This is a genomic window from Cellvibrio sp., from assembly GCF_046347455.1.
Lineage (GTDB): Bacteria > Pseudomonadota > Gammaproteobacteria > Pseudomonadales > Cellvibrionaceae > Cellvibrio.
On sequence record NZ_JAXMGC010000002.1, the window covers coordinates 160,973 to 175,543 of the forward strand.

A 14,571-nucleotide genomic window follows, 5' to 3' on the forward strand; every position below is an offset into this window, starting at 1 on the left:
GAATGGTTAAGTGTTTTAAAAAATAGCTTTATAGAAAATCAATTGTTGTTTAAATATTTAAAGAAAACGAAGAGGTTAAAATTATGAGTATTGTTCTTGGTAGCAAAGAATATTTTCCCGGTATCGGAAAAATCGGTTATGAAGGCCCAGATTCCGATAACCCATTAGCATTCAAATACTACGACGAAAACCGCGTAGTTGCTGGCAAAACCTTGAAAGAGCATTTCAAGTTTGCAACTTGTTACTGGCACAGCTTCTGCGGCGCTGGTCACGATCCATTCGGTCCAGGCACCAAAATTTTCCCATGGTCTGCAACTCAAGATCCAATCGCTCGCGCTCGTGAAAAAATGGACGCTGCGTTTGAATTCATCACCAAAATCGGCACTCCATACTACTGCTTCCATGACGTAGATTTGGTTGACGAAGGTTCATCACGTGCAGAAACGTCTTCACGTTTGCAATCTATTGTTGAGTACGCAAAAGAGAAACAAAAAGCATCTGGCGTGAAATTGTTGTGGGGTACTGCAAACCTCTTCTCTAACCCACGTTACATGAACGGTGCTTCTACTAACCCAGATTTCAACGTAGTTGCTTACGCTGGTGCGCAGTTGAAAGATGCAATTGATGCAACTATCGCTTTGAACGGTGAAAACTATGTGTTCTGGGGCGGTCGTGAAGGTTACATGAGCTTGCTCAACACTGACATGAAGCGCGAACAAGAGCACATGGCTCGCTTCTTGACCATGGCTCGCGATTACGCTCGTGGCCAAGGCTTTAAAGGTGTGTTCTTCATTGAACCAAAACCAATGGAGCCTTCAAAGCACCAATACGACTTCGATGCTGAAACTGTAATTGGCTTCTTGCGTCACCACGGTTTGGACAAAGACTTCAAGCTTAATCTAGAGACCAACCACGCTACTTTGGCTGGCCACACCATGTGCCACGATATGCAAGCTGCTGCAAACGCTGGCATGTTGGGTTCATTGGACGCTAACCGCGGCGACTACCAAAACGCATGGGATACCGACCAGTTCCCATACAACCTGAACGAAACTGTTGAGATGATGTTGGTATTCTTGCGCGCTGGTGGCTTGCAAGGTGGTGGTGTTAACTTCGATGCGAAAGTTCGTCGTAACTCTCCAGATCCAGTAGACATGTTCTACGGCCACATCGGTGGTATGGATACATTTGCTCGTGCGTTGATTATCGCTGACAACTTGATTCAAAAATCTAAGTTGGAAGGTATGCGTAAAGAGCGTTATGCAACTTTCGATGCGGGCAACGGTGCTGCTTATGAAGCTGGCAAGTTGACTCTGCAACAATTGGCTGACATCGGTAACAACGGTGGTGAAGTGACTTTGCAAAGCGGTCGTCAAGAGTTGTACGAAAACATCATCAACCAATACATTCGTTAATTGAACTAGCTTAAATCTGGCCGGCGGCTGGCTTATTTGCCGATGCTTGCTAGATTATCCTAAGCAATTAGCGCTGGTGTATAGCGTTTAAAAGCTGCTGATCGGGAGGGCACTCAAGCCCAAGCGATCGGCAGTTTTTATTTGTAGATCTCGTTTTATTTGGAGATCTCGTTTTATTTGTAAGTCCCGTTTTAATAATAATCAGCCGTTGCGGGGATGTATGAGAGCCGCGGTTGCAAATTTCAGCTACTAACATCAGTAGAGACTCAATATGAAAAAAAATCCCTCCAAGCTCATTCTTTCCGTTGCCATAGGACTCGTGAGTGCAAGCCTCAGTGTATTTGCCTTAGCTGATGCTAGTGTCGGCAAAGACGCCCTTTATAAAGACGCTAAACAACCTACCGAAGCTCGCGTAAAAGATCTTTTGGCGCGCATGACGCTGGAAGAAAAAGTTGCTCAGTTGACCACAGTTTGGGAAAAGAGAAAGTTGCTGGAGACGGATGGGGGTGAATTCACCACCGAGCACGCCAAAGAATTATTGAATCTGGGCATAGGTGAAATTGCCCGGCCTGCCGAAAATAAAACTGCACCCAGCAAATCGCCTGCGCAAACAGCAGCGTTTACTAACGCGATTCAGAAATGGGTTGTGGAAAATACCCGTTTGGGTATTCCTGTGATTTTTCACGAAGAGGCGTTGCACGGTCACGCAGGCCGTTATTCCACGAGTTTCCCGCAGGCAATTGGTTTAGCAAGTACTTGGGACCCGGATTTACTTCGTAATGTGTTTTCAGTTGTTGGTCAGGAAGTGCGTGTGCGTGGTGCTCAGCAAGCCTTGGCGCCTGTGCTTGATGTGGCACGTGATCCGCGCTGGGGACGTATAGAAGAAACCATGGGTGAAGACCCTTACCTGATTGCTTCGCTCGGTGTGTCTGTCATTAAAGGCTTTCAAGGTGGTGAAAACGGTGTTGCACAAAACCACGTCGGTACAACCCTAAAACATTTAGCGGGTCACGGTGAGCCTACAGGTGGTTTAAATACAGCGCCTGCACCGGTGGGCGAACGCGGTTTGCGCGAGACATTTTTATTTCCGTTCGAAGCAGCGGTGAAGCTATCTCATCCACGCAGCGTGATGGCGTCTTACAACGAAGTTGATGGCGTTCCTTCGCATGCAAACGGAAAAATGCTCAACGGGATTTTGCGCGGTGAGTGGGGCTTCGATGGTTTGTTGGTGAGCGATTATTTTGCGATTGGTGAGTTGGTAAATCGCCATCACCTTGCAGCTAATCACAAAGATGCAGCGTTGATTGCGTTTAACGCGGGTGTAGATGTTGAAACGCCTGATCGCGAAACTTATCCATTTTTGATTGATTGGGTGAAAGAAGGAAAAATTACCAACACACAACTCGATGTTGCTGTTGCACGTGTATTGCGCGAGAAATTTAGTTTGGGTTTGTTTGAAAATCCGTACGTAAAAACCCAAGGTGTTGATCAATTTGTGGGTAATGCAAAACATCGCGCACTGGCACAGGAAGCTGCAGAAAAAACTGTGGTTCTGTTAAAGAACGATAAAAATATTCTGCCGTTGGATGTTAAAAAATTAAAATCTATTGCGGTAATTGGTCCTCATGTTAATGAAACCTTGTTAGGTGGTTATAGTGATATCCCCAAACAAACTGTGACGATTTTGCAAGGCATTAAAGAATACGTAGGAAGCAAGGTTCAAGTTAACTATGCAAAGGGCACTTTGCTGACTTTAGATAACTGGACACCAAGCGCGGATTCCATCGCGGCGAATAGCCTTTCTAAAGAGCGTTGGAATACCGATAAAATTAGTTTGGCTACACCCGCTGATACCAAAGGGATGATTGAAGAAGCCGTTGCCGCAGCGCAAAAAAGTGATGTGGCTTTAGTTGTGGTTGGCGATAACGAAGCAACTTCACGCGAAGCTTGGTCTGATGGTCATTTGGGTGATCGCACTGATTTAAATCTCATGGGGCAACAACAAGAATTGGTTGATGCGGTGCTCGCTACCGGTAAGCCAACGATTGTGTTGTTGATTAACGGTCGTCCACTTTCGATTACAAAAATTGCTGAAACCGCTCCCGCAATTTTGGAAGGTTGGTATCTTGGCCAAGAAACCGGCCGCGCTGTTGCGCGCGTTGTGTTTGGCGATGTTAACCCTGGTGGCAAACTCCCTGTGAGTATTGCGCGTTCGGTCGGCCATCTGCCGGTTTACTATAACTACAAACCAGCGGCAAAACGCGGATATGCGTTTACCGAAACCACTTCGCTTTATCCGTTTGGTTATGGTTTGAGTTACACCACGTTCAGCTATTCTGATTTCGCGATTAAAAAGTCAGATGCAAAAGTGGGTGAGACAGTTGATGTGAGCGTAAAAGTGACCAACACCGGAGCGCGTACAGGTGATGAAGTTGTTCAGCTGTACACGCATGATGCTGTTGCAAGCTTGACGCGCCCCGTACAAGAGTTGAAAGGCTTTAAGCGCATTACCTTAAAGCCAAAAGAATCTGCCGTTGTTACTTTTGGGCTTGCTGTTAACCAGCTCGGTTTTTACAACACTGATATGAATTACGTTGTTGAGCCTGGCAAGTTTGAAGTTATGGTGGGTTCATCCTCACGTGATATTCAAGCCAAGGGCGAGTTCAATGTGGTGGGTGAAATAACAGATATTAGTAAGCAAAAAGTGTTCTTTAGCGATGTAAAAGTCGCGAAGAAATAATCACGAAAGAAACCTATTAAGACATAAAAAAACCGCAGCATAGCTGCGGTTTTTTTATGAGTCGGTATTTTACTTTACAAAGATTATGCGGATTTTTTCTTCCAACCAGTCGAGATTAAAACGCCCGTTAGTACTAGCACTAGCCCCATAATTTGCGCAGTGTTTGGAATTGAGCCAAACGCCAAACTCACTAAAAGTGTAAAAACGGGAACCAAGTTAAATGCAATCGCAGACTTATCTGGCCCAAGGAAAAACACACCTTTCAACCAATAGATGTACGCGAGCACTGAGCCGCATACACCCATATACATAAGAATTGCATGGGTTGTTAATGACAATTGCGGAATGCTCAGCAGCGGTTGTTCAATTAGCAAGGCTGCGATAATCAATGCAACTGAACCAACGCTTACCGTCCAGCGCGCAAATTGCAGTGGCGGAATTCGCGGCGCAAACTTTTTCGAGCCGACGCTATAAAGGCTCCATACACCGCAGGCGAGCAGCATCCATAAATCACCAACTGCCGCATGCAACACGCTAAAGTGCCCGCCGGTGATCACGAAGGTCACGCCAATAAACGCGATAAGCATGCCTGTGTATTGGAAAAGGCGAATTTTTGCGTTCAATAAAATAATGGATAAAAGTGTGGAAACCATTGGCGACAAAGCCATAATCAAAGCGGCGTTTAGTGCGGATGTGGTATGAAGCGCCGTAAAAAATGCATAATTAAAACCGAATACACCCACAAGTCCTAAGGGGATAAGCACACAAAAATCGCGTAGACTAAGTTGCGACTCTGCTTTCCCAAAACTAAATCTTATCGCCCAAAATAATACCAAAGCTATCGCAAATCGCTCCGCTGCTGCGGTTAATGGCGTAACATCACCTGCCACAGCGTGGCCAGCGTTGAAATTACTGCCCCAAAAAAATGTGCTGATAACAACCATTAGCCAAATAAGGCCGACATTAGTTTTCATAGATAGACTCTACTGGTACAAATTCGCGCGAAGTGAAAGCGGTTGAGCGAATGCGGGGGAGCCATTATAGGGTAAGGTCTCGCACAAAAAGTAGTGACGTTTGTCTCCAGTTAACGCTTATTAGGATTTTAAGATGTATGTTGAGAATTTTATTTTTGAAGATTATTGCAAACGAATTGGATTTACGGGTGATGCACAGGCAACTGAGCAAACACTAAACGCACTGATGCGCGCGCATTTGTTTAGCATAGCCTTTGAAAATTTGGATGTTCAGGCAGGCAAGCTCGTATCTATTGCGCCGCAGGATATAGTCAACAAAATTGTCTATCAGCCGCGTGGCGGTTACTGCTATGAGGTGAATAGCTTGTTTGCTATGGCCTTGGCGCATCTCAACATTGATTATGATTTAATCGGCGCTCGTCCTATGTTTTACGCCACGCGTTGGGCGAAAACACATATGGTGGTGCTGGCCAAACTCGGCGGTGATTCTTATTTGTGCGATGTTGGCTTCGGTAGTTTTGGCTTGCGCGCGCCATATCCGCTCAGCAAAGTGAATCAAATAGTTCAGCAGGACGACGATTATTTTCAATTGCTGTCATCAGATGGGAAAAACTTTATTTTGCAAGCCAAAGTGGATGGTGAATGGGTAAATCAGTTTGAGTTTGATTTATATCCGCACGATTTGGTGGATTTTATTCCCGCTAACTTTTTCAATTCCAAAAATCCCGATACGGTTTTCGTACAAAAGCTTTTGGTGGTTAAGCACAATCCGCGCGGTCGAAAGATTTTATTGGGAGATCGTTTGAAAATCATTGAAGCAGGCGTCACTACTCTTAAAGATTATCCTCCTCACGAGATCCCGAAACTGCTGAAAGACGAGTTCGGTTTAGTTCAAGAATCTTAATTTAATTAGGGTAGCTATGAAAAGATTTACTGAAGTTGATCCATTTTTGCCCGAGCTGGTTGCAGCCCGAAAACGCGCCAAACTTTTATGTCAGCAGTTAAATGCATTGCGGGCTGATCAACATAAGGCGCGCAAGCCCATCTATAAAGAATTATTCGGCAAAGTATCTACTGCCTACATAGAACCTAATTTCTTTTGTGATTATGGGAGCAATATTTTTTTAGGCGAAAATTTTTACGCTAACCACAATTGCGTGATTTTAGATGTTGGCGAAGTACACATTGGGGACAGGGTGTTGTTGGGGCCGAATGTACAAATTTATGGCACTACGCATCCGCTAGACCCAGTTGAGCGGGCCAGCGGGAAAGAGTTTCATGCTCCCATTGTGATTGGTGATGACTGCTGGATCGGCGGGGGAGCTATCATCATGGCGGGCGTCACTATAGGTAAGGGGGCGGTGATTGGTGCCGGTAGCGTGGTAACGGGCGATATACCCGAAGGCATGGTTGCGGTGGGGAATCCTTGTCGGGTCATAAAACCTGCAAAGTGAGGGCTGTATTAAAAAACATTTCTTAATAACGACAACTTGTATGCAAGTGCTATAGTTAGTGTCTGAAATAAAAACATTAGTATCAAAGTCAACTAACCATGGCGAGCTTTACCGCTGGCCTTTGAATATGCAGTGGGATTCTTATGCGTAAATTCAGTCTGCTCATCCTTTTGGGTTGCTTTTTAACCTCTTTTTCCCATGCAGAAGATGGCTACGATATGTGGCTACGTTATCAGCCAGTCGCCAACGAGAGTTTGCGACAGGATTACCAATCAAAAATTCGCCAGGTTATTGCGGAGGGAAATTCTCAAACTATTAAGATTGCTGCTAGCGAATTGCAGCGTGGATTATCCGGCCTTTTGGCAACTTCCGTTAACCGAGCATCAACTTCTAACTCCGGCGTGCCCGGCGTTGTGATAGGTACTCCCGCAAACTCCAAGCTCATTGCATCGTTAAATTTAAAAAAGCGTTTGGCGTCTTTGGGCGATGAAGGTTTCCTCATCGAAAAAACCCGCGTTGCTAACACCGAGCAAATTGTAATTGCCGCCAACACAGATGTTGGTGTGCTTTACGGCAGTTTTCATTTGTTGCGTTTGCTGCAAACCGAACAATCATTAAATAAGCTATCAATCGCTAGCTCACCAAAATTGCAATACCGGGTGGTGAACCATTGGGATAACGTGAATCGTTTGGTAGAACGCGGTTACGCCGGTTTGTCCTTGTGGGATTGGGGCACTTTACCTGAGCTGAAAAGTCCGCGTTACGCCGATTACGCGCGCATCAACGCATCGCTCGGTATCAATGGTACGGTAATCAATAACGTAAATGCCGATCCACGTTTAATGAGCGATCAATTCTTGAAAAAGATCGCGGCGCTTGCAGATGTGTTTCGCCCTTACGGCATTAAATTATATTTGTCGATTAACTATAACGCGCCGCGTGCCTACGGCGATTTAGATACGGCTGATCCGCTCGATCCACGCGTTCAAGCTTGGTGGAAGGCGCGCGCAGAAAAAATTTATTCTTACATTCCTGATTTTGGTGGCTATTTAGTTAAAGCCGACTCAGAAGGGCAGCCCGGCCCGCAAGGTTATGGTCGCAATCACGCCGATGGCGCCAACATGCTTGCCGATACTTTAAAACCCTTTAAAGGCGTGGTGTTTTGGCGCGCATTTGTTTATCACCCCGATATAGGCGATCGCTTCCGCGGTGCTTACGATGAATTCACCCCGCTCGACGGAAAATTCAAAGAAAACGTCATTTTGCAAATCAAAAATGGTCCTATAGATTTCCAGCCACGCGAACCCGTATCGCCACTTTTTGCCTCGTTGAAAAAAACCAACATGATGATGGAGGTACAGGTCACTCAGGAATATTTTGGTTTTGCGACGCATCTTGCTTACCAAGGCCCTTTATTTGAAGAGGCTTTAAAAACAGATTTGCTCGTTAAAGGAAAAGGTTCAACGCTCGCGAATATTTTGAGTGGAGAATTGAATAAGGCGACTAATAAAAATCCGCGTACAGGTATGGCAGCCGTTATTAACCCGGGCACAGATCGTAACTGGACGGGGCATCCGTTTGTACAATCTAGCTGGTACGCGTTTGGTCGTATGGCGTGGGATTATTCCTTAATGTCTGATGCGATTGCTGATGAATGGTTGCGCATGACTTTTTCCAATCAGGAAAAATTTATTGCACCGGTTAAAAAGATCATGATGGATTCGCGCGAAGCAGGTGTGAATTATCGTTCGCCATTAGGTTTGACCCATTTATATTCGCAAGGTGATCATTATGGTCCGGCGCCTTGGACAGCGGACATGGGGCGCGCTGATTGGAACGCTGTTTATTATCACCGTGCAGCGGAAGATGGTATTGGCTTTAACCGTACCGCAACTGGCTCAAATGCATTAGCGCAATACCCCGCGGAGCTTGCAAAGCAATACGCCGATCTCAATACAGTGCCAGAAGATTTAATCTTGTGGTTCCACCATTTACCATGGGATTACAAAATGAAATCCGGTAAAACTTTGTGGGTGGAGTTGGTTGATAAATATTATTCAGGTGTTGCGCAAGTACGCAACATGCAAGCTGAATGGAATAAAATGGAAGGTCAAATCGACACAGAACGTTTTGAGCAAGTCAAAGCATTACTGGCTGTTCAAGAGCGCGATGCGGTTCGTTGGCGCGATTCCTGTGTTGTATATTTCCAAAGTATTTCAAAACTGCCAATTCCTGATGCTTACGAAAAACCCGCTCACGATTTGGAATATTATAAAATGTTAGCGCGTACAACCTATGTTCCTGATCCGTGGCATCCGGCGGGCGCGAGTCGTGTTCTAAAATAAACAAAAAATGATAGGTCAAACACAAGGTAAATAAAATGAACAAAAACAAAATCATGTTAAGTGTTTTATTAAGTGGCATTTTGGGTGCTTCAAGCGTTTACGCTGCTGATGGCGATACATCTTTTAAATGGCCAAAAGGTCAAAAGGCTGCGGTAAGTTTGTCTTACGACGACGCGCTGGATTCGCAATTAGATCACGCGATCCCAACGCTGAATAAGTATGGATTGAAAGGCACTTTTTATTTGCAGTTAAATAGCCCCGCAATTGATAAGCGTCTACCAGAATGGCGGGCCGCTGCAAAAAAAGGCCATGAGTTGGGTAACCACAGTTTGTTTCACCAATGTTCTAAATCAAAAGCCGGACGCGACTGGGTGGAGCCGGGGCACGATCTCGATAAACTCACCGTTGCACAAATGAAAGAGCAAGTTGTCTTGGCGAACACAGTGCTTTATGCAATAGATGGTAAACGTGAGCGAACCTTCACTGCTCCTTGTGTTGATAAAGAGGCCGGTGGCCAAAATTATATTGATGCAGTCAAATCAGAATTTGTGGCAATTAAAGTGGAGAGCGGTGGCGTTACGCCCGACATGAACAAGCTTGACCCATACGGAGTTGGCGTTGCTTTTCCAACTAACGTAACCGGCCAACAACTAATTGATATTGTCAAAGAAGCCGCCGAAAAGGGCACCATGGCCAACTTTACCTTTCATGGTGTTGGTGGCGATCACTTGTCTACGTCGGTAGAGGCGCATGAAGAGCTGATTAAATATTTGGCTGCGCATAAAGATATCTATTGGGTAGATACCTTTGTAAACGAAATGAAGTATGTAAAAGCGAACCAGAAAAAATAACTATTGGTACGTGATAAAAGAGCAGCTTTGGCTGCTCTTTTTTTAATTTTTAGCTAAACACTTAATTGCGATCGCTGCGGCTGAGGTTCTATTTTCCACACCGAGTTTTCGAAAAATTTGCTCAAGATGTTTATTTACCGTGCGCGGGCTCATCTCAAGAATTTGACCAATTTCGCGATTGGTTTTTCCGTTAGCAATCCATAACAACACATCGGCCTCACGCCCCGTTACGCCAAATTGATCTCTTAACGCGGTTGTATCATCAGCGGGTTTGTGGGGATTGGATAATCGCAAAAGATATTCGCGATTATCAATAAAGTTCAGCATTTCTATGGTGAGTGGCTGGGTGAGTTTTGGTAATTTGAGTTGATGCCCTGTCTCAGGTTTGTGCTTTAACCATTCCAATAAAAGCACCGGCAGCCGCGAACTTAGTGGCTCTGTATCCGTTTCACTCTGCGCATAGCCGAGTAATTGATTAACCTGTGGTGTTGCCCACAACAATTGCCCATTTAAATCAACCGTAAATAAAAATTGGCCGGCCGTATCTAGCGCCATACGCGCGCTTTGAGTCATACGCGCGTTGGTGAGGTGCACGCGCATGCGTGCAATAAGTTCTTCGGCGTTAATTGGTTTTGTTACGTAATCCACACCGCCTGCTGTTAAACCCATAACGACGTGTTCGGTATCACTCAAGCCCGTCATAAAAATAATGGGGACATCGATAAGTTGTGGGTTTTGCTTTAAATGTTTGCAGGTTTCAAAGCCGTCCATATTGGGCATTATGGCATCCAGCAAAATAATATCAGGCGTAATATTTTTGGTAATCGTAAGCGCTTGCGAGCCTTCCAGTGCTACCAGTACGGTAAATCCTGCTTCTTCAAGCACATCGTTCAGCATGTGAATGCTGGCAATACTGTCGTCTACAACGAGTACTACGTTGCGTTGTGCTTTCGTATTCATCTCAAGCTACTCTATCTATAGGGTTAATAGTCGCGCCTATCCTGTTGGCAATAACTCATCATTTTCTTCAACAAACTCTCCGTCAATCCATTGAATAATTTTGTCAAATTGAAAATTGTTGGTGAACTTTTTCAGTTGTGTTAAAAATTCGGCAGAAGCTGCACCATTGGCTTCCATTTGAGTGATTTTTTCCTGCAAGCCTTTTTTATGCCCGATGCGCGCCAGTTCTACAATTTGGTCTAAATAATCATCATTTGGGAAAGTAAAGTCGGTTGCTGCTCGCTCTTCATGTTTGACTGATTGCTGATAGCGCCACTGCAAATTTAATAATTCCTGCACTTTATCGAGTACAACTTGGAGTTGAATAGGTTTTGTTATGTAGGCATCGTGAACCTTGGGTGCGTCTTGCGACTGCAATTGATTACGGCCTTCGCTGGCATCAGCGGAAATCATCATGATGGGAGAGTTGTAACCGTGCTCGCGTAATTGTTTGGCGACTTGCCATCCGTTTAATTCGGGCATGGATACATCCAGCATAACCAAATCGGGGCCGTTATTATTGTTGGTGTGTAATTGAAGTGTCTCTAAAGCCAATAAAGGATTTCCTACTTCAATAATATTGAATCCTAGTGGTGACAACAGTGTATTCATTAGCTGGCGATGGGTTTGTTCATCGTCAACAATCATGATGGTTTTGGGCGCACCCTCATAACCATAAATAGTTTGGGTGGGCTGATGAATGGGTTCCACTAATGCGGTGGTAAGGCTTGGCAACATTAGGCTTACTTTAAAGGTGCTGCCTTCGCTGGGAGCGCTGGTTACGGCTATATCGCCGCCCATAATTTCGGTAAGTAAACGAGTGATGGTTAGACCTAGCCCCGTGCCCGTTGCCGTGGAGCCGGGGCGACGAACGCGTTCAAATGGCCGAAATATTTTTTCTAAATTTTCAGGTGCAATGCCTTCGCCAGTATCCTTTACAGTAAATTCCGCAACTTCACTGCGGTAGCGTAACTTCAGGCTAACGCTGCCTTTTTCGGTATATTTAATCGCGTTGGACAAAACATTAATTAAAATTTGCCGTAAACGTTTTTCGTCGGTGCGAATAAATTCAGGTAGCCGATCTTTACATTCGTAGATAAATTCTAATCCTTTGGTTTCTGCCTGAATGCGAAACATATTGACTAGCTGGTTCATTAGCGCAGGTAACCTGACTTGATCTTTATGCAAATCAAATTTACCGGCTTCTATTTTGGATATATCTAACAAACCTTCAATTAAATCAGCGAGGTGTTCACTGCTGCGACGAATAACACCCAATGCATCTTTTCGGTTCGCTGGCATGTCAGGATCTTTTTCAAGCAGCTGGGCGTAACCTAAAACGGCATTAAGAGGCGAGCGCAGTTCATGACTAATACCCGTTAAATAACGGCTCTTGGCTTGGTTGGCAGCTTCCGCCTGCTCTTTGGCAAGTTGCAGTGCTTTGTCAGTGCGTTCGTGCGCTTCAATTTCTTCCATAAGCAAACGCGTTTGGCGCTGGGATTCTTCTTGTGCAACGTGTCTGCTTTCATGTGCGAGCACAAATAGCCAGCTCACAACGCCCGTAATAATGACCAACAAGAAAAATACTTTCCATAAAGTGTTTTCGAGTAGCAGAGCTGTTTGGCTATCGTTTATGGGTGTTTGAAAATAGATAAGCGATAAGAGCAGGGCGGATAGGCCGTTGATAACCACAACTAAACCGATAAATTGCCCGATCTGCGAGCTGATTTTTGATGTAACAAAATCTGGCAGGATTCGTATAAATATTTTTTGCAACTGCTCCCGATAATTGGCACCGGGTTTGCAATGATCGTGACAGCGCGCATCGAGTGAGCAACACAGCGAGCAAATATCGCCGGCATAAGCAGGGCAGTAGGTAACATCTTCCCGCTCAAATTTATGTTCGCAGATGCAACAGGTGAGCGTGCTATGAGCGTGGTCATAGTTTCCAAAGCGTAAAACTTTCGCATCCAGACTTGGGCGAGCGATATAAAATCGTCCACGAGTAAAAAAGGCAATGAGGGGCGCGGTGATAAGAGCGCAGGCAAGCGCGATAAAATGTGAGAGTGCTTGCGCCACATCACCCAGCAAACCTGCGTGGCACACAATACCGAGGAGCGATGCCATCAGCATTGCACCGAATCCCACGGGATTAATATCGTAAAGGTGTGCGCGTTTAAATTCGATATGTTTCGGGCTAAGCCCCAGTGGTTTGTTAATCACAAGATCGGCGACTAAAGCGCCCAGCCACGCAACCGCTACGATTCCGTAAAATCCAAGTGTTTGTTCCAGCGCGTGATAAACACCAAGTTCCATGAGCAGTAGCGCAATGGCTACGTTAAAAACCAACCACACAACGCGGCCGGGGTGGCTATGCGTTAGGCGCGAGAAAAAATTTGACCACGCGATTGAGCCAGCATAAGCATTGGTAACATTAATTTTTAACTGACTCAAAATAACAAATATGCCCGCAAAGGCTAAGGCAATTTCCGGCGAGTGTGTGAGATAACCAAACGCGACCATGTACATGCGTGTAGGGTCAGCTGCTTCACTGGCGGGAACACTGTGGTTTAACGCCAGTACAGCAAGGAAAGAACCCGCCATAATTTTTATAGCACCAATTACAATCCAACCTGGCCCACCAGCAATGAGCGCGGCCCACCATCGCCATTCTTTTCCTTTTTTTGCGGGCGGTAAAAAGCGCAGAAAATCAACCTGCTCGCCAATTTGTGCAATCAGTGAAAACACCACTGCCGATGCAGCGCCAAAAAATAAAATATTGGTCGCCTTTTGTGTGTTGGGCGCAATTGAATTTCCTGCAAAGCTTGTCCAGTTTTCTACCGCACTCGCATCGGTGTAAATGATGAAAATAAATGGAATTAACTGAAGCGCCACCCACAGTGGTTGGCTCCACAATTGAAAGCGGCTGATAACGGTTATACCGTGTGTGACAAGGGGAATGATGGCAACGGAACTTAATAAATAGCCAAGCGCCAAGGGAATATGAAAAAGTAATTCTAGGGCCATAGCCATAATGGCCGCTTCAAGTGCAAAGAAAATAAAGGTAAATGAGGCGTATATCAGCGACGTGATCGTTGAGCCTATATAACCAAAGCCGGCACCTCGCGTCAGCAAATCAATATCTACCCCATATTTTGCCGCATAGTAGCTTATGGGGATGGCGCTCAAAAAAATAATCAAACTCACAATGCAAATAGCGGCAATCGCATTATTAAAACCGTAGTGCAAAGTGATGGCGCCGCCAATTGCTTCTAAAGCAAGAAATGAAATTGCGCCTAGAGCAGTTGTAGCGACACGCGCATAGCTCCAACGACGCGCGCTTTTTGCGGTAAAGCGTAATGCGTAGTCCTCCAGTGTTTGGTTGGCCACCCATTGATTGTAATTTCGCCTAACTCTAAATATATGTTGCTTGGCGGTCATTCTGTATCTGCTGTTTTGGTTTCAATGTAAGTTTGTGGTGCTTGGGTGTAAAAACTTGTCTCTATTTGGTGCGCGGTTAATTTTTCCAACTTCTCCGACTGAGTTGTTTCAGGCAAGCCCAGTGTTTGCATGCTCCACCAAAGTTCCATTTTTTATCCTTACAACTCCTGTGCCAGCTCATGGAGCACTTATAGTTGCTGTTTATTTCTATGCCCTTCGTTTGAAGAAACTGTCTCCCTTCTTTATTTCAAGATGAAAATACGTGCGCCAGAAAAAGTGCGCTATGCGTTAAATGACGTAGTGGTCTGCGCTATTTATCGAATGGGTTAACGGGAGTGATGTGCGTAGATTG

10 protein-coding genes are annotated in these 14,571 nt (G+C 45.2%); 6 read left to right on the top strand and 4 right to left on the bottom strand.

Annotation, left to right across the window (positions count from 1 at the left end; translation table 11 throughout):
- The first annotated feature begins 83 nt into the window (after positions 1 to 83).
- Together xylA and U1F02_RS04625 are read left to right on the top strand one after the other, a co-directional pair.
- Entirely contained in the window at positions 84 to 1,415 is a 1,332-nt protein-coding gene (gene xylA, locus U1F02_RS04620) for a xylose isomerase (protein ID WP_409989191.1), read from the top strand.
- 271 nt (positions 1,416 to 1,686) lie between these two features.
- Positions 1,687 to 4,155: a glycoside hydrolase family 3 N-terminal domain-containing protein gene (locus U1F02_RS04625; protein ID WP_409989192.1), complete on the top strand. Its 2,469-nt coding sequence runs from the start codon at positions 1,687 to 1,689 to the stop codon at positions 4,153 to 4,155.
- Positions 4,156 to 4,238: 83 nt separating this feature from the next.
- Here the strand turns inward: U1F02_RS04625 and U1F02_RS04630 are convergent, their stop codons facing one another.
- A complete protein-coding gene (locus U1F02_RS04630) occupies positions 4,239 to 5,129 on the bottom strand; it encodes a DMT family transporter (protein ID WP_409989193.1) in 891 nt (296 codons plus the stop codon).
- Between the two features lie 133 nt (positions 5,130 to 5,262).
- Between U1F02_RS04630 and U1F02_RS04635 the strand changes: the two genes are divergently transcribed.
- The 4 genes from U1F02_RS04635 to U1F02_RS04650 all read left to right on the top strand — a co-directional run bounded on the left by U1F02_RS04635 (position 5,263) and on the right by U1F02_RS04650 (position 9,779).
- Positions 5,263 to 6,033 (top strand): arylamine N-acetyltransferase family protein, encoded by a 771-nt coding sequence (locus U1F02_RS04635; protein WP_409989194.1) that lies wholly within the window; start codon positions 5,263 to 5,265, stop codon positions 6,031 to 6,033.
- 16 nt (positions 6,034 to 6,049) lie between these two features.
- Complete coding sequence (locus U1F02_RS04640) at positions 6,050 to 6,583, top strand: sugar O-acetyltransferase (protein WP_409989195.1); 534 nt, start codon at positions 6,050 to 6,052, stop codon at positions 6,581 to 6,583.
- Between the two features lie 143 nt (positions 6,584 to 6,726).
- Positions 6,727 to 8,928, top strand: a complete 2,202-nt coding sequence (locus U1F02_RS04645) for an alpha-glucuronidase family glycosyl hydrolase (RefSeq protein WP_409989196.1) — start codon at positions 6,727 to 6,729, stop codon at positions 8,926 to 8,928.
- Between the two features lie 35 nt (positions 8,929 to 8,963).
- Entirely contained in the window at positions 8,964 to 9,779 is an 816-nt protein-coding gene (locus U1F02_RS04650; RefSeq protein ID WP_409989197.1) for a polysaccharide deacetylase family protein, read from the top strand.
- Positions 9,780 to 9,821: 42 nt separating this feature from the next.
- Here the strand turns inward: U1F02_RS04650 and U1F02_RS04655 are convergent, their stop codons facing one another.
- The 3 genes from U1F02_RS04655 to U1F02_RS04665 are packed head-to-tail and all read right to left on the bottom strand — an operon-like array spanning position 9,822 to position 14,368.
- A complete protein-coding gene (locus U1F02_RS04655) occupies positions 9,822 to 10,739 on the bottom strand; it encodes a response regulator (RefSeq protein ID WP_409989198.1) in 918 nt (305 codons plus the stop codon).
- A 36-nt stretch (positions 10,740 to 10,775) separates the two neighbouring features.
- The gene (locus U1F02_RS04660) at positions 10,776 to 14,219 is read right to left on the bottom strand and encodes an ATP-binding protein (protein WP_409989199.1); all 3,444 of its coding nucleotides are present in this window, start codon (positions 14,217 to 14,219) and stop codon (positions 10,776 to 10,778) included.
- Entirely contained in the window at positions 14,216 to 14,368 is a 153-nt protein-coding gene (locus U1F02_RS04665; protein WP_409989200.1) for a hypothetical protein, read from the bottom strand. The genes U1F02_RS04660 and U1F02_RS04665 overlap by 4 nt, the downstream gene beginning before the upstream one ends.
- Between the last annotated feature and the right edge of the window lie 203 nt (positions 14,369 to 14,571).